The sequence below is a fragment of the Thioalkalivibrio nitratireducens DSM 14787 genome (assembly GCF_000321415.2).
GTDB lineage: Bacteria > Pseudomonadota > Gammaproteobacteria > Ectothiorhodospirales > Ectothiorhodospiraceae > Thioalkalivibrio > Thioalkalivibrio nitratireducens.
Genome location: NC_019902.2, coordinates 296,294 through 316,878 on the forward strand (window position 1 = coordinate 296,294; position 20,585 = coordinate 316,878).

General features: G+C 67.8%; 22 protein-coding genes and 1 pseudogene. 10 read left to right on the forward strand and 13 right to left on the reverse strand.

Going from position 1 to position 20,585, the window contains the following annotated elements; translation table 11 throughout:
* Positions 1-59: 59 nt before the first annotated feature.
* The 10 genes from TVNIR_RS01410 to gshB form a co-directional block, all read right to left on the reverse strand.
* Complete coding sequence (locus TVNIR_RS01410) at positions 60-1,352, reverse strand: dihydroorotase (protein WP_015257168.1); 1,293 nt, start codon at positions 1,350-1,352, stop codon at positions 60-62.
* On the reverse strand, positions 1,349-2,356 hold the full coding sequence (locus TVNIR_RS01415; RefSeq protein WP_015257169.1) for an aspartate carbamoyltransferase catalytic subunit: 1,008 nt from the start codon (positions 2,354-2,356) through the stop codon (positions 1,349-1,351). Before TVNIR_RS01415 ends, TVNIR_RS01410 begins: the two co-directional genes overlap by 4 nt.
* Positions 2,353-2,859 carry a bifunctional pyr operon transcriptional regulator/uracil phosphoribosyltransferase PyrR gene (gene pyrR, locus TVNIR_RS01420; protein ID WP_015257170.1) on the reverse strand — a complete coding sequence of 169 codons (507 nt, stop codon included), beginning with the start codon at positions 2,857-2,859 and terminating at the stop codon, positions 2,353-2,355. The genes TVNIR_RS01415 and pyrR overlap by 4 nt, the downstream gene beginning before the upstream one ends.
* A complete protein-coding gene (gene ruvX, locus TVNIR_RS01425) occupies positions 2,852-3,253 on the reverse strand; it encodes a Holliday junction resolvase RuvX (protein ID WP_015257171.1) in 402 nt (133 codons plus the stop codon). Before ruvX ends, pyrR begins: the two co-directional genes overlap by 8 nt.
* 2 nt (positions 3,254-3,255) lie before the next feature.
* Entirely contained in the window at positions 3,256-3,834 is a 579-nt protein-coding gene (locus TVNIR_RS01430) for a YqgE/AlgH family protein (RefSeq protein ID WP_015257172.1), read from the reverse strand.
* 203 nt (positions 3,835-4,037) lie between these two features.
* Positions 4,038-4,949 (reverse strand): energy transducer TonB, encoded by a 912-nt coding sequence (locus TVNIR_RS01435; protein ID WP_043739039.1) that lies wholly within the window; start codon positions 4,947-4,949, stop codon positions 4,038-4,040.
* Positions 4,915-5,457: a Gx transporter family protein gene (locus TVNIR_RS01440; protein WP_015257174.1), complete on the reverse strand. Its 543-nt coding sequence runs from the start codon at positions 5,455-5,457 to the stop codon at positions 4,915-4,917. The genes TVNIR_RS01435 and TVNIR_RS01440 overlap by 35 nt, the downstream gene beginning before the upstream one ends.
* A gap of 9 nt (positions 5,458-5,466) precedes the next feature.
* Complete coding sequence (locus TVNIR_RS01445) at positions 5,467-5,850, reverse strand: NusG domain II-containing protein (protein ID WP_015257175.1); 384 nt, start codon at positions 5,848-5,850, stop codon at positions 5,467-5,469.
* Positions 5,847-6,935: an FAD:protein FMN transferase gene (locus TVNIR_RS01450; protein ID WP_015257176.1), complete on the reverse strand. Its 1,089-nt coding sequence runs from the start codon at positions 6,933-6,935 to the stop codon at positions 5,847-5,849. The genes TVNIR_RS01445 and TVNIR_RS01450 overlap by 4 nt, the downstream gene beginning before the upstream one ends.
* Positions 6,932-7,885: a glutathione synthase gene (gshB, locus tag TVNIR_RS01455; RefSeq protein ID WP_015257177.1), complete on the reverse strand. Its 954-nt coding sequence runs from the start codon at positions 7,883-7,885 to the stop codon at positions 6,932-6,934. Before gshB ends, TVNIR_RS01450 begins: the two co-directional genes overlap by 4 nt.
* 199 nt (positions 7,886-8,084) lie before the next feature.
* On the opposite strand from gshB, the gene TVNIR_RS01460 reads away from it, so the two are divergent.
* The 10 genes and pseudogenes from TVNIR_RS01460 (at position 8,085) to TVNIR_RS19500 (ending at position 17,284) form a co-directional block, all read left to right on the forward strand.
* On the forward strand, positions 8,085-10,064 hold the full coding sequence (locus TVNIR_RS01460) for a FimL-related protein (RefSeq protein ID WP_015257178.1): 1,980 nt from the start codon (positions 8,085-8,087) through the stop codon (positions 10,062-10,064).
* Positions 10,061-11,338: an IS4 family transposase gene (locus tag TVNIR_RS01465; RefSeq protein ID WP_043739043.1), complete on the forward strand. Its 1,278-nt coding sequence runs from the start codon at positions 10,061-10,063 to the stop codon at positions 11,336-11,338. Before TVNIR_RS01460 ends, TVNIR_RS01465 begins: the two co-directional genes overlap by 4 nt.
* Positions 11,339-11,359: 21 nt before the next feature.
* On the forward strand, positions 11,360-11,722 hold the full coding sequence (locus tag TVNIR_RS01470; RefSeq protein WP_015257181.1) for an IS4 family transposase: 363 nt from the start codon (positions 11,360-11,362) through the stop codon (positions 11,720-11,722).
* Between the two features lie 64 nt (positions 11,723-11,786).
* Positions 11,787-12,038 (forward strand): annotated as a pseudogene (locus TVNIR_RS19495) (IS66 family transposase); the annotation flags it as partial.
* Between the two features lie 349 nt (positions 12,039-12,387).
* A complete protein-coding gene (locus tag TVNIR_RS01475; RefSeq protein WP_015257182.1) occupies positions 12,388-13,053 on the forward strand; it encodes an FAD-binding oxidoreductase in 666 nt (221 codons plus the stop codon).
* An 87-nt stretch (positions 13,054-13,140) separates the two neighbouring features.
* The gene (locus TVNIR_RS01480) at positions 13,141-13,371 is read left to right on the forward strand and encodes a hypothetical protein (RefSeq protein ID WP_052316588.1); all 231 of its coding nucleotides are present in this window, start codon (positions 13,141-13,143) and stop codon (positions 13,369-13,371) included.
* Between the two features lie 6 nt (positions 13,372-13,377).
* Positions 13,378-13,914, forward strand: a complete 537-nt coding sequence (locus TVNIR_RS01485; RefSeq protein ID WP_052316589.1) for an OmpP1/FadL family transporter — start codon at positions 13,378-13,380, stop codon at positions 13,912-13,914.
* A 262-nt stretch (positions 13,915-14,176) separates the two neighbouring features.
* Positions 14,177-14,386, forward strand: a complete 210-nt coding sequence (locus TVNIR_RS01490; protein WP_015257183.1) for a DUF3330 domain-containing protein — start codon at positions 14,177-14,179, stop codon at positions 14,384-14,386.
* Positions 14,387-14,433: 47 nt separating this feature from the next.
* Positions 14,434-16,368 (forward strand): aconitate hydratase, encoded by a 1,935-nt coding sequence (locus tag TVNIR_RS01495; RefSeq protein ID WP_015257184.1) that lies wholly within the window; start codon positions 14,434-14,436, stop codon positions 16,366-16,368.
* Between the two features lie 775 nt (positions 16,369-17,143).
* Positions 17,144-17,284, forward strand: coding sequence for a hypothetical protein (locus TVNIR_RS19500; protein ID WP_015257187.1), 141 nt, complete (start codon positions 17,144-17,146; stop codon positions 17,282-17,284).
* Between the two features lie 262 nt (positions 17,285-17,546).
* On the opposite strand, the gene TVNIR_RS01500 is transcribed toward TVNIR_RS19500, so the two are convergent.
* The 3 genes from TVNIR_RS01500 to TVNIR_RS20985 form a co-directional block, all read right to left on the reverse strand.
* Positions 17,547-18,761: an MBL fold metallo-hydrolase gene (locus TVNIR_RS01500; protein ID WP_015257188.1), complete on the reverse strand. Its 1,215-nt coding sequence runs from the start codon at positions 18,759-18,761 to the stop codon at positions 17,547-17,549.
* Positions 18,762-19,570: 809 nt separating this feature from the next.
* On the reverse strand, positions 19,571-20,281 hold the full coding sequence (locus tag TVNIR_RS01505; RefSeq protein ID WP_015257189.1) for a hypothetical protein: 711 nt from the start codon (positions 20,279-20,281) through the stop codon (positions 19,571-19,573).
* Between the two features lie 169 nt (positions 20,282-20,450).
* On the reverse strand, positions 20,451-20,573 hold the full coding sequence (locus TVNIR_RS20985) for a hypothetical protein (protein WP_015257190.1): 123 nt from the start codon (positions 20,571-20,573) through the stop codon (positions 20,451-20,453).
* Between the last annotated feature and the right edge of the window lie 12 nt (positions 20,574-20,585).

Consider the following 20,585-nt stretch of genomic DNA (forward strand, 5'->3'; position numbering starts at 1 on the left):
GAGCCCGGGCGTGCCGCAGGACGATGCCATCTCGAGCAGATTCCGGGGGATGTGCACGCTCAGGCCGCGTCGTCGACCGGCGTGGTCCAGGCCGGGCGTCCCGACACCCAGGTTTCGACCACCCGCCCGGAAAACGACCAGCCGAAGAACGGCGTGTTGGCACCCGCGCTGAGCCAGGTCTCCGGGCGGATGTGCGTCACTCCATCGGGATCGAACAGCACGAAGTCTGCAGGGCTGCCGGCCGCCAGCCGACCCGACGCGCCGCCCAGAATCGCAGCTGGCCCGACGGTGACCCGAGCCAGCGCGTCGGATAGTTCCAGGAGGCCTTCCTCCGCCAGGCGCAGGGTCAGTGGCAGCAGCGTTTCCAGTGCGCTGATGCCCGGTCGGGTCTCGGCGAACGGACCGAGCTTGCTGTCGCTCTCGTGCGGCTGATGATCGGAGCAGATTGCGGCGATGTCACCGCGCGCGACCGCCTCGCGCAGGGCCGTGCGGTCACGCTGGGTCCGCAGCGGAGGATTCACGTGGCACAGTGGGTTGAAGTCGGCCGCGTCGATCTCGGTCAGGAACAACTGGTGGGCAGCGACATCCGCCGACACCGGGAGGCCGTCGGTACGTGCCTTGGCGATCATCTCCGCTGCGCGCCGTGTCGACAGTCGGTTGATGTGCACGCGCGCGCCGGTCTGTTCCACCAGTGCGAGGATCGTCCCCAGCGCGGCGGTCTCGGCAGCCTCGGGGATGCCGGGCAGGCCCAGCCGCGTGGACACCGCGCCCTCGTGGACGCAGCCGGATCCGGCCAGCGCCGCGTCCTGGGCCGACAACGCGACCATCAGGTCGAAGGTCGCGGCATATTCCAGTGCCCGACGCAGTACCAGCGGGCTGGACAGCGGGCGCCCGGCGTTGCTGACGGCGACCACGCCGGCCCGCTTCAGTGCAGCCATCTCGGCGAGCTGTTCGCCCCGCAGGCTCCGGGTCAACGCCCCCGTGGTCAGCACGCGCACGCCGCAGGCCTGCTCGGCGCGCCGGGAGATCAGCTCGACTTCCGCGGGCGAGTCCACCGGCGGGTCGGTGTCGGGCGGCACCACCAGGGTGGTGATCCCGCCATGCGCGGCCGCGAGGGTCTCGCTGGCAATGGTTGCCTTCTGCTCCTCGCCGGGCTCGCGCAGGTGGGCGGCCAGGTCCACCAGGCCCGGGAACAGCCAGCGGCCCCGCGCGTCGATCCGGCGCCGGGGTTCGAAGCCCCCCGGGATCGTGCCGACGGCCAGTATCTCGCTGCCCTGCACGCACAGCGGGGCCACCGAGTCGAAGCCGCTGGCCGGGTCGAGAATCCGGGCATGCTCGATCAGGACGCTCATGCGCTGCGGACCCCCATCACCATCGACATTACCGCCATGCGCACCGCGATCCCGAATGTGACCTGCTGCAGGATCACCGACTGGGCGCCGTCTGCCACCGCGGAATCGATCTCGACGCCCCGGTTCGCGGGTCCCGGGTGCATCACCAGGCAGCCGGGCGTCGCAAGGTGCAGTCGCCGGCGTGTCAGCCCGAACAGCTGGAAGTACTCGTGCTCGGAAGGCAGGTGCGCATGTTCCATGCGCTCGCGCTGAAGGCGCAGCATGATCACCACGTCGACGTCGCGCAGGCCCTGTTCCAGGTTGTGGAACACATGCACCCCCAGGTCTTCGACATGGGCCGGGAGCAGCGAGCGCGGCGCGATCACCCGTACCTCGCCCGTCTGTAGGATGTTCAGTGCGTGAATCTGGGAGCGAGCGACCCGCGAGTGCAGGATGTCGCCGACGATCGCGACCTTGAGCCGGGTGAAATCGCCCTTGAAGCGGCGGATCGTGAACATGTCCAGCAGGGCCTGGGTCGGGTGCGCGTGGCGGCCGTCGCCGGCGTTCAGCACGCTGATGCCCGGCTCCACGTGGCGGGCCATGAAATGGGCCGCACCGCTTTGCTGGTGCCGGACCACGAACATGTCCACGTTCATCGCCTCGAGGTTGCGCAGCGTGTCCAGCAGGCTCTCGCCCTTGACGGCCGACGAAGTGCTGACGTTGATGTTCAGCACGTCCGCCGAGAGCCGTTTCGCCGCGAGCTCGAAGGTGGTGCGGGTGCGGGTGCTGGCTTCGAAGAACAGGTTGACGATGGTCTTCCCGCGCAGCAGGGGCACCTTCTTGACCGCCTTCTCGTTCATGTTCGCGAACGACTCGGCATTGTCGAGGATTTCGGTGAGCAGTTCCCGGCTCAACCCCTCCACGGTCAGCAGGTGACGCAGCTTCCCATCGGTGGTGAGCTGCAGCGAGTTGGGCAGCGGGCCGGGTTGCGGCAGGTGGTCGGCCGGGGCGACGGCTGGGTTCAACGCGGTTCCTCCAGCCGCACGCGTTCCAGGCGCAAGGGATCGGGACCGCGCAGCTTGACCTGTTCTTCCGACCCGAGTTCGAGGTGGGCCCCGACGATCGCCGCCTCGACCGGCAGCTCGCGACCGTCGCGCTCGACCAGTACCGCGAGCGTGACGGAGGCCGGGCGGCCGTAGTCGAACAGTTCGTTCAGAGCCGCCCGAATTGTGCGGCCGGTGAACAGCACGTCGTCGACCAACAGGATGTGCTCGTTGTCGAGTTCCTCCGGGAGCTCCGAGGGCCGCACCTGTGGGTGCATACCGATCCGGGAGAAATCGTCCCGGTAGAAGCTGATGTCGAGCTTGCCCATCGGGCGGGTGTAGCCCAGGCGCCGGCGCAAAGCTTCCGCGATCCAGACACCGCCGGTGTGGATGCCGACCACGATGGGTTCCTCGATGCCGCGCTGCTCGAAATGCCGGCGGGCCTGTTCGGCCATGATATCCAGAAGGGATGCGATCTCAGGCATTGCGCGTGTTCTCCGTTAGCCAGCCTTCGAGTATGACCGCTGCCGCGTGGGCGTCGAGACCGGGATCACGCCCCCGCCGCCGGATCCGCTCGCGTCCCAGGTGCGAGCTCAGCCGTTCGTCGGCCCAGTATACCGGCAGCCCGAATTCCCGGCCGAGCGCTTCCCCGAATCCGCGGATGGCCGGGCCCAGCGCGGTGGGTTGCCCGTCGTCCCGGGTCGGCCAGCCGACCACAAAGGCCTCCGGGCGCCACTCCGCAACCAGCACGCGCAGGCGTTCCTGCAGCCCAGGGTGGTTCGTTGCCAGCGTCACCAGGCCGCGCGCGCGCCCGGTCAGACCGTCGCCCACCGCGATCCCGATGCGGCGACGGCCATAGTCGAAGGCCATCAGGCGCACGGTCAGGCGTGTCCGGTCACCTGGCTGATCAGGTTCATGTCGATGCCGATCGACCGGGCCGCCGCGGCCCAGCGGTCTCCGGGCGCCAGCGAGAACACGATCGCGGGGCTGACCGGGGCAACCAGCCAGGCATTTTCCGCCAGCTCGCCTTCGAGCTGCCCCGGGCCCCAGCCCGCGTAGCCGAGCGCAACCAGTGCCTGGGCCGGACCCTTGCCCAGCGCCATCGCCTCGAGCACGTCGCGCGAGGTGGTCAGGGTCAGCCCGCTGCCGAGCGTCCGGCTCCCCGTCCAGCTTTGTTCCGAGCTGTGCAGCACGAAGCCATGCTCCGGGTGCACCGGACCGCCCCGGAACACGGGTTGTTCCGGGGCACCCGCCACCGGTTCGAGATCCACCTGCCGCAGCAACTGATGCAGGCTCAAGTCGATCGGCTGGTTGATCACCAGCCCCATCGCACCCTCGTCATTGTGCTCGCAGAGATACGTGACGGTATGCGCAAAGTAACCGTCCTGCAGACTCGGCATCGCGATCAGGAAATGATCGCGCAGCCCCTCGGTGTTCGACCTGGACATGCTCGCGGACATGGACAAAGTATCGAACGGCTGGGCCGGGTCCGCAAGCACCCCGGTCGCGGGGTCGGGCGTTGCGTCGTAGTTTTCGGGCCTGGCGGGGGGTGAGCCCGCAGTTCCCCGGCAAGCCGCAGCGGGCGCAAGATCGCGTGCGACGCGGGCTTCCGGCCGCGCGTTCGTGTGCGGCCACAGCATGCAGGCGGGGCGTTCTAGAGCGCTCAGCGCACCCGCTCCACCCGGTCCCGACGAAACGCCCAGGTTCGGGTGATGACCAGCTGGTCGTACGATTCGCGCATGCTTTCCGTGAACGGCGCGAATGGCTGGGCGAGTTCGACGATGCGGATTGCGGCCTGGTCGAGGATCGATTCGCCCGAACTCTGCGCGACCGCGACATCGAGTACCTGCCCCCCGGCATCCAACCGCACCGACAGCACCAGCGTCCCGGAGAGACCGCGGCGGCGCGCCTCGTCGGGATAGTTCAGGTTGCCGATGCGCTCGACCTTGCGGATCCAGGCCTCGAGATAGGCCGCCTCCGGGGCACCGCGGGCGGCCAGCGTATCCAGGTAACGCGTCCGGGTGGCGCGCGACAGCAGTGTCTGTTCGGTCTCGGCGGGCATCGCACGCGCTGCCTCGAGCCCGCGGGCCATCAACAGCGCTGCCGAAGGCTGTTCGGGTGCTTGCGACGTGTCCGTTGGCGACGGCTCCTCCGGCGCCGGCGCCGGGGGCACTTCGGGCGCGCGGGTCACGACCGGATCGGGTGGGCGTTCCGGGGCCGGGTCGAAGGGTTCCAGCTGCGTCTCGATCGGTTCCGGTATCAGGCCGGAGTCGCCCGCCGGAGCGGGATCGGCCGGCCGCTCGCCGACGGGTTCCGGGGTCCGGGCCATCCGCTCCTGATCGGCGGCGCCGCTTGCGTCCTGTGCCTGGGGGGCGAGGTGCTCCGCGTGTTCCGGCGCCGGCGCAGGTGCGTCGACCCAGGTGACGTCCAGCGTGACCTGGGCGGGCGTTTCCTCGGGCAGCATCTCGAAACCGACGCCGAGGATGACCAGCGCGTGCAGCACCAACGCCAGGAACAGCGGCAGCGTCAGCCGGCTCGACTCATCTGGCACGGATTGGAAGAGGGAGGCGGACATGTCGTTGGATGCGTGGATCGGCCAGCACCGAGACCGTCAGTATACCCGTGATCAGCCCCGTGATCAGTGCCGCGAGCAGCAGCGGTGGCAGCAGCAACGGCAGCTTGGGGTGCGGGACGATCACGGCCCAGGCCAGCAGAAACTGCCCGAGGGTATGTGCCATTGCGGCCGGGATTGCCAGGCCCAGCGCGCTGAGCCTGCGCGGGTGCAGCGGGGCGAGGAGCACAAGCACCCCCAGTGCCGTGAGGCCGCCGGTCAGTGACAGCCAGAAGGCCGGTCCGAGCAGCGTGCCGAGCAGCAGGCTGGCGCCCACGATCCTGACCAGCGTCACCGCCAGCGCCGCCCGCCAGCCCAGCGCCAGCAGCGCGACCAGCGTGACCACGTTCGCGAGCCCGGGTTTGATCCCCGGTACCGGGCTCGGGATCGCTGCTTCGATTATCTGGAGCCCGATCGCCAGCGCGGCGAGCGCAGCGATGCGATGGTCCGAGACGTCGGGAGTGCCGGTCATCGCGGCCGCTCAGTAGTGCATGCTGTCGAACGCCGGGCGCGAGCCCGCGACCTGCAGCACCAGCCGGTTCGGAAGGCTAACCGCGAGGTCGCCCGGGCGCTCCAGCCAGCCGGCGCCCTCGCAGATGCCCTGGCTCCCCGGGGAACGCAGGCAGCGGGCGCGACCGGCGCGGATCTCGACCTCGGTGACACCCGCCACGCCTTCGATGCGGATCCCGCGATCCCGGTCCAGCGGGTACTGCCGTTCCGGGACACCCGCCTGGGTGACCACCAGCGCTACCGGGCCGGTTTGTGCCGGGTCCACTGGGGAATAGACCAGCAGGAAGCTGGCCGTGACCCCGGCCGTGGCCAGCGCGATCATCAGCCCGTCTCCCCAGCGCAGGCCCCATTTCATCGCGTCAGTCCGGCCCCTGCGGCTTCCGCCGTGCGGATCCGCGAAGTCACCTCGCGCTGGAACTCGACCCTGGAGGCGATCGCCGGGGTCAGTTCGACCGTGCCGTCCGGCAGCGTGACCAGCGCCAGCTCCGCACCCAGGCGCCGCGCGTACCGGGGCCAGGCATCGGGGCCGGCGATCATCAGGGTGGTGGCGGCAGCATCGGCCAGCACGGGATCATCGTGCAGCACGGTCGCCGACGTGAGCCCTCGGGCGGGGCGACCGCTGCGGGGATCGATCACATGATGCATACGCTCGCCCTCCCATTCGTAGCCGCGTTCGTAGTCCCCGGAAGTGAACAGCGCTTCGCCGGATCCGAGTTCCACGCTGGCCAGCACCTGGGCAGCCCGCGGATCCCGGATTCCGATCCGCCAGGCCCGGTGTGCCGGGCGCCCCATGGTCATCAGGTCGCCGCCGGCATTCACGATCGCGTGTTCCACCCCGAGTTCGGCCAGCCGTTCGAGGCTGCGTGCGATCGCCAACCCCTTCGCGAGCCCGCCGAAATCTAGCTGCAGCTCCGGATGCCGTCCGCGCAGCCGGGTACCTTCCCGCTCGATGTCGGCCATGCGCGGAGGGTCTTCCAGCAACGCCGCGAGTGTCGCCGGCGTGGGCGGCGGCCCCGCCGCTTCATTCTGATGGAAACCCCAGGCCGCAACGAGGCGGCCGAGTGCGGGATTGAACAGCCCGCCGGTCAGGGCGTCGAGTTCCTGTGCGCGTTCGACCAGCGTCAGGATCGACGGCGGAGCGCTGAACGCCTCGCCTGCTGCGAGCAGGTCGTTGGTTCGAACCAGCGGACCCGGTTCCCAGGCATGCCACAAGTCGTGCATGGCTTCGAGGTCGGCACCCAGTTCGGACTCGATCCGCAACAGGTCGTGCACGCCGGCCGGATACAGCGTAACGTCGACTATCGTCCCGAAGGCATAGAAGGTCAGGCGGTCGGTGTCGGGCTCCGGCGCGTCGGTACAGCCCGCCAGCCACAGCGCCCCCAGCAGCAGGAGCCAGAAACCAGGGCCCGCGTGGCCAGGGGCGGCCGGGGGGGCGGTCATGCCGTGCCGGTGTCCAGGAAGCGGATGAACATGCCCGCGATGTCCAGCCCGCGCGCCCGATCGAGCTCGCGGACGCCGGTGGGGCTGGTCACGTTGATCTCGGTGAGGTAGTCGCCGATCACGTCCAGGCCGACGAAATCGAGCCCGCGGGCACGCAACTCCGGCGCCAGCTGCGCGCAGATCCAGCGGTCGCGCTCGGTCAGGGGCACCGCCTCGCCGCGCCCGCCAGCGGCCAGGTTGGCGCGGGATTCGCCCTGCGCGGGAATGCGTGCCAGCGCGTACTCGACCGGCTCGCCGTGGATCAGGATGATGCGCTTGTCGCCCTGGCGATACTCGGGCAGGAAACGCTGGGCGATCACGGTGCGCCGGTCGAAGCGGGTGATCGTCTCCAGGATCACCGATACGTTCGGGTCGCCCTGGTCCAGGCGGAATACCGAGGCTCCGCCCATGCCGTCCATCGGTTTGACCACGATCCGCTGCTGCTCGGCGAGGAAGTCCCGGATGCGCGCGCGGTCCCGGGTGATCAGCGTCGGCGGGCAGCACTGGGGAAAGTGCGCAGTGAATGCCTTCTCGTTCACGTCGCGCAGGGACCGGGGGCGGTTCACCACGCGTACGCCGGCGTTCTCGGCAATCTCCAGCAGGTAGGTCGCGTAGATGTACTCGAGGTCGAACGGGGGATCCTTGCGCATCAGCAGGATGTCGAAGCGGTCGACCGGGCCTTCGACCGGATCCCCGAGTCGGTGGTAGTCGTGCGCCTGGTCGCGCACGGTGACCGGCCGGCTGCGGGCCAGAACCGCCCCGTCCCGCAGCCAGAGATCGGAGAGCTCGAGATAGTGCGCGCGATGGCCACGCCGGGCCATCGCCAGTAGCATCGCGAAGGTCGAATCCTTGGCCGGCTTGATGGCCTGGATCGGGTCCATGACCACGCCGATGGAAAGCTGCTCGGGCATGTCTCGTATCGCCTCCTGTGTCGTGCCAGTATGCCACGATCAACGCACGCGCCGAGCCCTCGGGCAGGATCCCGCCGGCTGCGCGCCGTGGCCGCTTTGTGGCACAGTCCCCCCGGCTGCCGGCCCGGGCGGCAGGAGTTCCTGCTCCAGACGGCAATCCGGGCCGCGCCGGCCGCTCACCGACCATGCGAACGGGCACATGACGATCGAAACCGGCACCTGGGACCGAGGCGAGCTCGGCGACCTGTTCTTCTGGGTCCAGCGGGCGTTGCAGAAATACGTCGAGAACGCCGCCTGCCGCGAATGCATCCGCCTCGCGCGCGAAGGACTGGAACAGATCCAGGCGAGCCTCGAAGGGGTGGGGCGGGACGATGTCGAGGGCCTCTGCACGGAGATGCTCAGGGTCATCGCCGGCCTCGAGTCGGGCGACATCTCCGGCCATGCAGGCGCGGGCGACGCGTTGCTGCGCGCGGCACTGCGGATGCCGGGCCAGCTCGACACGGTCGACGCCACCGCGGAACACCTGGCGCGCGCGGTGTCGCCGCTGGTCAACGAACTGCGTGCGCTGCGCGGCGCGGCCCCGCTGATCGCCGCGCCGGTGCTGTTCACCCCCCGGCTGGTGGACTCCGGGGCTCCGCCGCCCCCGGCGGTCGATCCGGCGCTGCAGGAGTCCCGCCGCCGGTTCCAGCAGGCACTGCTGGACCTGCTGCGGGACCGGGAACCGCCGGTGACCCTCGGGCGGCTGGCCGACGCCGCGGCCGGCATCGCGCAGTCGCTCCCCGACGGTGCCGGGCGGGAACTGTTTGGCGTTACCGCCGAATTTGCGGCGGCGCTGGCCCGGAATCCCGAATTCCTGTCCCCGCCGCACAAGCGCCTGCTGGGGCGGGTGGATCGCGAACTGGGCCAGTGGCTGCGCTGGATCGAGCAGGCCGGCGACGAGGGGCGGGATTTCCAGCTCGGCGGTCTCGTCGCCGCGCCGGGCCTGGTCGAGCTGGCCCGGGAGGCGCTGCTCCGGGTGACTGGTCCGGGGGCTGGGGGGATGCCGGCAGGGCCGGGGGTTGCGCCGGAGCCTGCAGATTCCCTTGGGGGCGGCTTGGCGCCCGCTCCGCGTACCGACTCATCCGGTTCGCCCGGGAGTTCCGGCGGTGGCCCGGTGCCCGCTGCCGCCAGCGAAGCCCCGTTCACCGCTGCGCGGCGGGGCACCGGGCCCCCGGGGGAGATGGGCCGAGAGCCGGTACCCGATGGCGCGCAGGACTTCGACGAGCGGCGGCTGCTCGGACCGGTGCGTGACGGGCAGGATCCGGTGCCCGTTGCGGCACTGGAGCGCCTGGTCCGGGTCATCCGTGGACTGGAAGGGGCGTTCGGCGGGTGGAAAACCCACCCGTCGGACCTGGACGCGATCCGCGCCGTGGCCGTTCTGGTACGGTCCGTGCGTGAGGATGCCCGGGCTGCGGGCGCCCCCCGCCTCGGGGAGTTCGCCTCGTTGCTGGAATCCTTCCTCGACCGGCTCGCCGCGGCCGGCGGCTGCGCCGGCACGGAACTGCTGCAGGTGGTCGAGGATGCGGTGAGCGTGCTGCCCGAGCTGCTCGCGGAGATCCGCGACGATCTCCCGGGTGACACGCCGGTGATGGACATCGTGCTCAGGATCCGGGCCATGCGGGACGAGCCGCTGCCCGGCGACGACGCCGAGGAGGCGCCGGAAACGGTCCCGGAACAGGATCTGGGCCGGATCCGCCAGAAGGGCGCCCAGGACATGGCGCGGCTGGCGGCCGCTTTCGCCGCCCTGGATGGCGAGGACGGTGGCGGGCAGCGGGACCAGGACGCCGGGGCGGCCGCCGGCCTGCCCGGCGCGGCCGTTCAGGCGGCCCGGTCGAAGCTGTCCGAGGTGGTGTCGTGGCACCAGCACGTGGTCGAGGCGCTGACCGGGGCCGCGGGCCAGTTGCGGGAGCTCGAGGACCTGCTCGCGCGGCTCCGGCAAACAATGGAGATGGAAGCGGCGTATCGGGTGCCCCCGGAGGCTGGTAATGACCCGGGGCTGTCGGAATGCCTCGACGCGATCGAGCAGACGCGGCTGGGCCTGGCCGGAGCCATCGGCAACGCATCGGCGGCGCTGCTGCAGCAGCGCCGTGCGACCCAGGCCCTTGAGGACCGGCTCGAACCGGACGACGGCGCCGGGTGATCGGTGGACGTCAGCGTGGCGGACGTTACCTGGTGGAGAGTTTTGTCGACACGGCGGCGTTCGCGGGGACCTGTTATCGGGCCTCGAACTGGGTCGAGGTGGGTTGCACGCGCGGTCGCGGTCGGCAGGACCGGGCGCATGCCGGCGGGGCGGGGGTCAAGGCGATTTATGTGTATCCGTTGGTGCACGATTTCCGTGACCGGCTGGGGGTGGTGCTGTCGGCACCGCCGCGACCCTTGGGTGCGGGCGAGGGTCTGGACTCGGCGCATTGGGCCGAGCAGGAGTTTGGCGGCGCCCCGCTGGGCGATGTCCGTCTGGGCCGGCGTCTGGTGATGAGTGCCGAGCGTCAGGCCGAGCAGCCGGGGCGGGCCTTTCCCGGGGCGGCGCAGGGGGACCGGGCCGCGACCAAGGGCTACTACCGGCTGATTGATCATCCGGATGTCGAGGCGGTGACGATGGCGGCGATTCTGGAGCCGCATCGTCAGAACACCCTGCGGCGCATGCAGGGCGAGGCGCAGGTGTTGTGCGTGGCCGACGGCACGGATCTGGATTACACCAACCTGGCGCACTGCGAGGGTCTGGGGGCGAGCACCTGCAATCAGACCGGCGCCCAAGCGCGCAGCCTGCATCTGCATTCGACGCTGGCAATCAACGCCCAGGGCATTCCGCTGGACATCGTCGATGTGCGTTGCCGCACGCCGGAGGAACCGGCGCCCAAGAAGCCCGCCAAGTCGACCCCGATCGAGGAGAAGAAGACCTTCGACTGGATCGCGTCCTTGCAGGCCTGTGCGGCAGCAGCCCGGCAGATGCCTGAGACCCGTATCACCTGCGTGATGGACCGGGAAGCGGACTTCTGCGAACTGTTCGATGCGCAGCGCAAAGACCCGTGCGTGGACTTGCTGGTGCGCGCCCAGTTCAGCCGCAAGACCACTGCGGGCCAGCCGCTGTTCGACCAACTGCGCAGCGCCGCGGCGGGCGGGTCGCCCACCTTGATGGTCCAACGCCAAAGCGCGCGGCCCAAGCGCAGCAAGCAGAAAGCCCGGGCGGGCCGTCAAGCCCGTCGCGCCGCGTTGACGCTGCATTACGCCCCGGTCGAGTTCGCGCCTCCGGAGAATCTCAAAGGGCTCGACCCGGTCCAGCTGTGGGCCGTGCACGCGGTCGAGAACCACCCGCCCGAAGGGGGCAAGCCCATCGAATGGTTCCTGCTCACCAGCCGCCCGGTCAGCGACGCGGACTCGGCTCGGCAGTGCCTGACCGACTACGCCCTGCGCTGACGCATTGAAGACTGGCACCGGGTGATCAAATCGGGTTGCCAGATCGAAGCGCTGACCCATGACACGCTGGATCGGCTCAAGCGTGCGGTCGCCATCAAGCTGGTCATCGGCTGGCGAATCATGGTGCTGACCCTGTTGGGCCGGGAAGTGCCCGAGCTGCCGGTGGAGATCCTGTTCACCGACCTCGAGATCGAAGTCATGACCGCATGGGCCAAGGCCCATCGGGCCAAAGTGCGCGTCACGCTGGGCGACGCCGTGCCTCTGGTCGCCTGCATCGGGGGCTATCTCGCCCACACCCGCGATCCCCCGAGCCACCAGCTCATGTGGTACGGCTACCAGTATTTGTACAACCTGTGTGTCGGTTATGAGCTCAGAGCAACGTAGATCACAACGTCGTCAGTCAACTGGCCCAGCAGAATATCTGGGGCACGAGCAGGGCTAGCCCATTCTGGAGTTTCCGCTGTGGCCCATCACGAATAATTGGGCCGAACTGGCCTTGCGTCACTGGGTGCTCAGTCGTCGCATCAGTCAGGGCACCCGAACCGAGCAAGGCTCTCTGGCCTTCTCGCTCCTCGCCAGCGTGATCGAAACCTGCCGCAAGCGCCGTGTCTCGCCATGGCCCTACCTGGCTCAGGTGGTCAAGCAGCGGCGAAAAGGAGAGCCGGCACCCTTTCTGCCCGAACCCGCCCCTGCGCCATAACCTCTAGCCGAACGCGGCTGCAATACCGGCACTCAAGCCGGGGGGAGTGAACGCATACGGCAGAACTGGCCGGTCGCGACCGGCGGAAGCGGTGGTCTCATTCGCCGGAACACGCAATCCTGGTCAGTTGGCTCCGGCTGGGTTCTGGTGCACGTGCGTCGTTCACTCCAGTCCGGGTACGGACGTCGAGATTTCCTATACTCACAACAGGATGTCGCCGCTGTCGGGCGCACCGATCTCGGGATGGTGACGGTTTGCATGACCGGGTCAGCGACGGAGGAGACCCGGTCGAGGGCATGGAGCACATGGGGGCATCCAGCCATTCGCGGATAGAAAACGGGAGTCTGCCATGACCCATCAAGTAACCTTGCTGATGTCCAGCTTCGTCACCCACGACGTCAAGCGATTCGTCGTGACTCGCCCTGACGGGTTCGAGTTCGAGCCCGGCCAGGGCGTGGAACTCGCAATCGATCACGCCGACTGGCGCGAGGAAGGGCGGCCTTTTACCCCGACGTCGCTCCGCGATGACCGGGTGCTGGAGTTCACCATCAAGGCCTACCCGGCGCACGAGGGTGTGACCCAGGCGCTTCACGCACTCCAGCCTGGCGCGCGACTCCTGATGTCGGAGCCATTTGGTACCATCCGCTACAAGGGGCCGGGCATGTTCATCGCCGGAGGCGCGGGCGTCACCCCCTTCATCGCGATCTTGCGGCAGTTGGTCCGGGAGCAACGCCTGGACGGCCATAGCCTGCTGTTCTCCAACAAAGCGCCGGAGGATGTGATTGCCGAAAAGGAATTCAGGTACATGCTGCGTGAACGGTGCGTCCTCACGTGTACCGAGGCGCCGGCCCCGGGTTACGAAAACCGGCGCATCGACCGTGACTTCCTTTCGAGGCATGTCAGCGACTTCGACCAGCATTTCTATGTCTGCGGCCCTCCGGAGTTCAACGAGTCAGTGAATGGCGCACTGAAAGACATGGGCGCGAAACCCGACCTGCTGGTGTTCGAGGCATAGGAGGGTGCATGGACCCGGGTACGGCACGGCTCCGGTTCTTGTCGCAATGGAGCGCAGCGTCCAACTGCGGCCGCAGCGCGACGGGGCGTGGCGATCCATGTCGCGTTGATTCCGATCATCAGCTATCAGCGCTTCAAGGCCGAGGGCATTGCCGCGTTTGGCGCGTTCAGCCAGGCGCCGGAGCATCTGAGCGACCGCGGCACGGACACGGCCTTCGGCTATGGGGTGCAGCTCGGTGTCCAGGCCGACTTCAGTCCCTCGCTTTCCGTGGGGGCCAATTACCGCTCGAGAATCCGCTCGGATGACCTGGATGACTAACGCGGCTTGCTGGTCGACGGTGGCAGCCTCGATATCCCCGAGACGTATGGCATTGGCATTGCCGTGGAGCTCAGCCCCCGGGTCACAGTGGCCGCCGACTATGAACGGATCAACTATTCAGGCGTCGATACCATCGGCAACCCCTTCGATCACCTGCTGGCTTCCTTTCCACCAGACTCCGACCCGGACGCCCTTCTTGGTGGCCGTCGGGGCCCCGGCTTCGGCTGGCAAGATATGGATATCTGGAAGCTGGGGCTGCAGATCGCGGGCGACGCCGGCTGGACTTGGCGAATCGGCTACAACCGCGGCCAGAAGTCGGTGAGTTCCTCCGAGGTGCTCTTCAACACGCTGGTGCCGGCCGTAGTGAAGGATCATTACACCGCAGGATTCTCGAAGGTCCTGAGGCCCCGGTCCCATCTGCATGTTTCGGCGATGGCGACATCCAGCAACAGCGTCCGGGATCCAAACCCGCTCTCGGACCAAACGATCCGGATTCAGATGCGGCAGTACGCCCTGGAAGTCGGTTATAGCTACCGCTTCTGAAGCGGCTTGGGCTGCTCGCCGAATCAGGCTGGTGCGGGTCGGGTCTATCCCCTGATGGCACCGGAATGGGAATCTATGCGTCCACTGACAGCAGGGATACCTGATCCCGGCATGGGCTCTGAATGTTTCCCTGCGCAGGATGTCCACAACCGTAGCTGGGACGCGAGACCGGCCTGTGCGAGCGCCGGCCCCCCCACGCCCACCTGCGCGTGTGGCCTATGTTGAGAAGATGACAGAAACACAGAAACATGGAGCGGAAATTGTGGCTGACAACGCCAATGGAACCGAAGAGGACCCAACGCCACCGCGCGTTCGGTGCAGGGAATGCCTGAAGGAGATTCCGTCGTCCGAGGCCGAACAGCCCGAGGCGGAAGAGTACGCGCTTTATTTCTGCGGCCTCGAGTGCTTCCAGAAGTGGCATGAACGCGCCGAGAAAGAGATTGCGCGGCGTGAAGGCGACAACCAGGACTGATCCACGCTGACCTGCTGAGAGGCCAATCAAACCGCACGGAGTCTGTCATGCGTCGATTGAACCTGACCCGCAAGCTTTTCGAATCGCACCGGGTTTCCGGCAGCATGGAGGCGGGCGAGGAACTGGCCCTGAAAGTCGACCATACGCTGACCCAGGATGCCACGGGAACGCTGGTCATGCTCGCCTTCGAGGCGATGGAGATCGACCGGGTGCGAACCGAATTGTCGGCCCAGTACGTCGACCACAACCTGATCCAGCAGGATTTTCGCAATCCCGATGATCACCTGTTTCTGCAAAGCGCGTGCCGCAAGTTCGGCCTGTGGTTCAGCCCGGCCGGCAACGGCGTCAGCCATCCGCTGCACCAGGAGCGCTTCGGCATCCCAGGCAAGACGCTGGTCGGCTCGGACAGCCACACCCCGGCGGCCGGGGCGCTGGGCATGCTCGCCTTCGGGGCGGGCGGCCTCGAAGTCGCACTGGCCATGGCCGGCCGCCCGCTGTTCCTGAAGATGCCCCTCGTGGTCGGTGTGCGCCTGACCGGCCGGCTGCCCGACTGGGTCAGCGCCAAGGACGTGGTACTGGAAATGCTGCGGCGTTACGACGTCAAGGGCGGGGCGAACCGGATCTTCGAATACCATGGCCCCGGACTCGACGGCCTGTCCGCGATGGACCGGCACGTCATTGCCAACATGGGCACCGAAATGGGTGCGACCACCAGCGTGTTTCCCTCCGACGGCGAGGTGAGGCGGTTCCTGGCCAGCCAGCAGCGCGAGGGCGACTGGGTCGAACTGCTGGCCGACGAGGATGCCGACTACGACGAGCACGTGGAACTGGACCTCTCGTCGCTCGAGCCCCTGATCGCCTTGCCCGGCAGCCCCGGCAATGTCAGGCCCGTGCGCGAGGTGGCCGGCGAGCCGGTGTACCAGGCGTATGTCGGGTCCTCGGCTAACCCGGGCCTGCGTGACTTCGCCGTGCCCGCGATGATGGTCGAGGGGCGCCACGTACATCCGGGGGTATCGTTCGACATCAACCCGACCTCGCGCCAGATGCTGGAAAGTCTCACCCTGGAAAGCTACCTGGGCCGGCTGATCCGGGCCGGCGCCCGAATCCACCAGGCCGGCTGCAACGGCTGCATCGGCATGGGCCAGGCGCCGGCGACCGACCGCAACAGCCTGCGCACGGTACCGCGCAATTTCCCCGGCCGCTCCGGCACCCGTGAAGACCGGGTCTTCCTGTGCAGCCCGGAGACCGCCACCGCCGCGGCGCTGACCGGAAAGATCACCGACCCGCGTGAACTGGGCATGGACTATCCTCGATTCGGCGAGCCGCAAGCGCCGAAGATCAATCGCGAGATGTTCGTCGCGCCCGCCGACGAGGCCGGCGACATCGAACTGACCAAGGGGCCGAACATCAAGACGCTGCCAGACCTCGAGCCGATTGCCCGGGATTTCCGTGCACCGGTGCTGATCAAGCTCGGAGACAACGTTTCGACCGACGACATCCTGCCGGCGGGGAGCGAGATCCTGCCCCTGCGCAGCAACATCCCGGCGATCTCCGACTACGTGTTCAGGAATGTCGGGCGGGAGTTCAGCGATCGGGCCGGCGATCTGGACGCCTTCGTGATCGTGGCCGGCAAGAACTACGGCCAGGGCTCCAGCCGGGAACATGCTGCCCTGGCTCCCCGCTTCCTTGGCCTGCGGCTGGTGTGTGCGCAGTCCTATGGCCGCATCCACTGGCAGAATCTGGTCAATTTCGGCGTCATCCCGCTGAGCTTCGCCGACCCGGACGACTACGCGTCGATCGAGGAAGGCGACGAACTGGCGATCGACGATCCCGTCGGGGCGCTGGAAGCGGGCGGCCAGGTGGACGTTCACAACAAGACACGGAAACGGACCTATACCCTGCAGCACGAACTGTCGCAACGCCAGATCGACGTGATCCGCGCCGGCAGCCTGATCAACCGGCTCCGCGAGGAAGACCGCTGACGCCAGCCGGGACCGGCCTCACGGCTACGGCCCGTCGCGCATCCAGCCCGCCCGGCCCGGCTCGGCCTTGCGAAAGAACGCGGTGCGTGACCGAGTCCTTCCGCTACCGGCGGCTCTAGCAGGCTGTCGGACTTGGGCTGCTCCTACTGCGCCGGCGGGAGGGGCGGTGCATTTTCCCTGATTCCTCGTTCCGTACATGGCACCGGCGGGGCCGGCTGCGCAGACCGGCACGATCCCCCGGATGGATGTCGCGCCCCGCCCGCCGGTGTGTTCGATTTGCGCACTCGGCTGCCGATCACCAGCCCCGGCCTGCAACCGGGTCGCCTGACCCGGGATGCGCCCCCACAAGGTCAAGGAGCGTCGGCAGTACCTGTCTTGACCGTTGTGCCTCGTGGGCAGCGGTTTCCGGTCGCTGCATTGGCTCGGCACGCATGGCGCGACCCTGCGCGCGATCGGCGCGACGTGTCTGGCGGTCGCGGTGCCCGACACCGGTGCCTGAGAGCAGCTCGTGACGGCGAGGCAGGGGCTGCCCATCGTGCCGGTCCCAGGGGGGGGGCTGGCCGAGACACTCGGGCATGCGGTGTATCCGGTCCTGATGGCCCGCGAAGGGTTCGAGCAGTAGCCGTGCAGCGGCATCCGGTCGAAGCTTTGCTGCGCCCGCCCGTGGAGTGGTGGTCCGCGTTCGTCGCCGGCACCTCCGCCGTGGTCGCGGTGGTGGCGCCGTGGGCCCTGACGATGACGTCCTCTGTGGGCATGGCTTGCCGCCGCTGCGCTGATGACCTTCGCCCTGTGGCGCGTCGTACAGGGGGTTCGGGTCGTGCGCGACCAGCGCAACGCGGTGCGCTTCCGGCAGCTCGATGGCATCGCGAAACGCCTCACCAGCCTGGAAAAGGCACTTCAGGAACGGGATCCGTGACCTTGCCGCTGCTCGGGTCCTGTCCAGTTCGGTCCGCACCGCAGCGGTATGCCGGCCCTTTCTGCATCGCATACAGCTGCCAGAATAGCGCCCGGCAAGCGGGCGTTCACGCCTCGATCTGATTCGTGGATATTCCTCAGGATCCTTATGGCCAGCATGCGCACGTCGTCGGCAATCACGCCGAATCCCGCTCGTGTTCGCCCGCGGCCGAGTGAGTCTTTCGCCGTAGCTGGGGCCCCGCCCATCGGGCGACGCCCCTGGGTCAGGAGGCCTTGCCTGTAGCGGCGCAGACATTCTTGCCTAGCTCCAGCTCGCTGGCCTGGGCCTCGTCCGGCTGGTCCAGGCCAGCGTTCGCCCGCTTGATGTCGAAGTAGGCGTCCGGGAGTTCAGGGAGGTTCTCCAGAATGTAGCGGTTGAAGGCTTCCTCGCCGTCCGCCACCTTGGCCAATCCCGGATTCCGCGTCTTCAGCCCACCCAGGTTCGCCTGGTAGCGCCCCTCCGGGTCGGCCACGGTGATATCGCTGAAATGCCCCGGCAAGACGACGATGTCGTCGTCAAGTTGCATCAGCTCAAGCAGCGAAAGGTACAGCAGCGGCGTCCAGGTCTCCGCCTTGCCGCCCAGGTCGGGACGCGCGATCGATTCCAGGAACAGGCTGTCACCGGTCAGCAGATAGCGCTTCTCGACCAGGAACGCGACCATGCCCAGGGTGTGCCCCGGGATGTGTAAAGCCTCGAACTCTGCCTGCCCGACATGGATGGTCTGCCCCGCATGCAGAAACTCGTAACTGATCTGCGCGGGCACCATATCCACCGGGTGAATGGCGTCATAGGGATGCAGGTGGTACGGAACCTGCCAGCGCTCGCCGAGCATCGGCCCGCCACTCAGGTGATCCGCATGCAGGTGGGTATCGAAAACGCCGATAATGCTGGCGTCGTGTCCGGCCACCAGGTCGTGGTAGATGTCGATGTGACGGCCGGGATCGAAGATAGCGGCGCATTGGTCGCTGATCAGCACATGGCTGATGCAGCCACGCGCCGGACGCACCACCTGATAGAGGCTGTAGCGCTCTTCCTCCGTTACGCGGCGCCAGTAGTAGAACCGACCCCACGCCTCCATGCCGCCTTCCAGGTTGACCGCCTCGAAATCCAGATTGCGCAGGGCCTCAGCCACGTAGCTCGAGGTATGTCCCTCGGGACAGACGGCGAGGATGGTGCGGTCCGCCGGCAGTTCGTCCATCAGGTGCGCGCGGATACCCCTGATCGCCGCCTCTGTCACGTCGTCGTCGTCGGCTTCGGCATCGAGATCGAGCAACTCGAAGTACGGAATGTTCTTCGTCGGGAGGGGGCTGGGCCCTTCCACCCGCCACTGCGCAAACTCGTCTGCATTGCGCAGGTCGAGGATGAACATCGGTTCGTTTTGAAGTAAGTGCTCCCAGGCCGAGGCCGGGGTCCAAGCAGTCTCGCGCTTCTTCAACATGTCACGCCTCCCCCGTGGCTTCAGGTGGTGTCACCGTACGGTTACGGGTCCCACTTCCACGGTTTCGAAGTGAATGCAATGCAACAGCTATTCGGACTGGTTATGCTAACAACCCCAATGCGACGGAAAATAAATGCTCCGACCTTGCATGGTTTCTTAATCGTATCGATTGTGCCGGCTCCCGCGTGCGCTGGTACCCGTTGCGCGTTTGACACATCTAGGTTGCCATGCAGGACCGATGGATTGTCGCGCCGCACCATTGCCCCCCACGCAGGGATACCCAGGATTGGCGTCGGAGCCGCCGGCGTTCCTGCCTGTGAGCTTCGTGACTGCCACCACCGGATCCGGACGCACCGCAAAGAAAGACCTGATTATCACGGAAGCTCCGCCGAGGTCCCCTTCGCGCGCAAGGCGCGCTCCTACGGGTTCTTGCCCTTGTGGGCTTCATGGATCGCATCGCAATCCATGAAGCCTTCGGGATCGGCCAATATCTGCGCCAACAACAGGAACTTGCGGCACAGATAGTTGCGATGCGGTCCATATCAGGAGCCTGCCTTGCAGGCGAAGATCTTGTCGGTTTCGCTGCGGTCAATGCGATTCTCCTAGCCTGCGGAGGATTCGTGATAATCAGGACGAAAGATGCGCACGGTGCGGCCCACACCGATCGACGACCACGGACCGGGGCGTCAAGTCTTATGTTCCGATATCGGGTGTTCCAGGGCACGGACCGCACGGGCCCACCGTGACCTACTCGCCCTCATCCCAACTCACGGGTGCACGAGAACCCCTCCCGTGACGCCACGGTCGCGTCAACGATCGATCCCGCATTCGTCGTCCAGCCTCGCGCCCTTCCTCTCATCGACGGGAAGCGTGAGCCTCCCCTCGGCCGGGGGATCCGTTTCCAGGGCATGGACGGCCCACAGGCTGAGCGCTGGACCGCGATACCCTTTGGGTGGCGCCAGGGTGACCGGGGCATGGCACACGCTCAAGGTGGTGAGGCGCGCCTTGCGCCCCCCTTTGCCGGGCGTCTTCAGGGTCTGCTCGGCCACCACCGGCTGTGCCTCGAGGTGTCCCCACAGCAGCGGGGCGTCCTCGCCCACGACCACCCGGCGTTGCCGGCTGCGGTTGGCCCGGACCAGAAAGTCCGCGGCGTGCGGATGCTGGCGGCCGCGCGCGAACAGCTCCAAGATGTCGGCCTCGCGGTCGGCGACACTGACCACCCGGGTGCCGGGGATCAGCGCCTGGATCCGGCTGGCCTGGGTGTGACTGGTCAGCCAGCGCAGGGCCTCGGTCCCCTCGATGCCCTCGCCACGCGGGGACTTGGTGCCGGCGGCGGTGTCTTCCCGGGCCCAGCGCTCGGCATCGAGGATGCCGAGCACCCGGCCCTCGGGGGTGAAGGCCAGGGTGTCATGCAGCTTCAGGCCCTGGGCGCCATCGGCACGGGTGTTGATCGGCCCCAGACCCTCGGTGCGGCGATGCGTGCTGTAGTTCAGGCTGGTGGTGTCCTGCGCCGCCAGCACGAGCTACCTCCCCCCCTAACCTGTGGATCCGGAAACCCTCTGACACGGCCCGGGCCTGCGCCTGACAGGGCAGCGCCCGCGCTGCCGCCAGTTCGATCCGCCCTTCCCGATCCAGGGGCAGCAGCACCTTGCGCGCATCCATCTCGCGCAACTGCCCCGAGGTACTGCGTCAGCCCAGCCACTTGCACAGGCGCCACGACAACCCCACGCGGGTGATGCCCAGCTCCTCCTGGAGGCCGGCACCGATGCGCGCGATCCATTCCGCGCCGAAGGTGTGGCCGAAGAGCTTCATGGCGCCGTACGA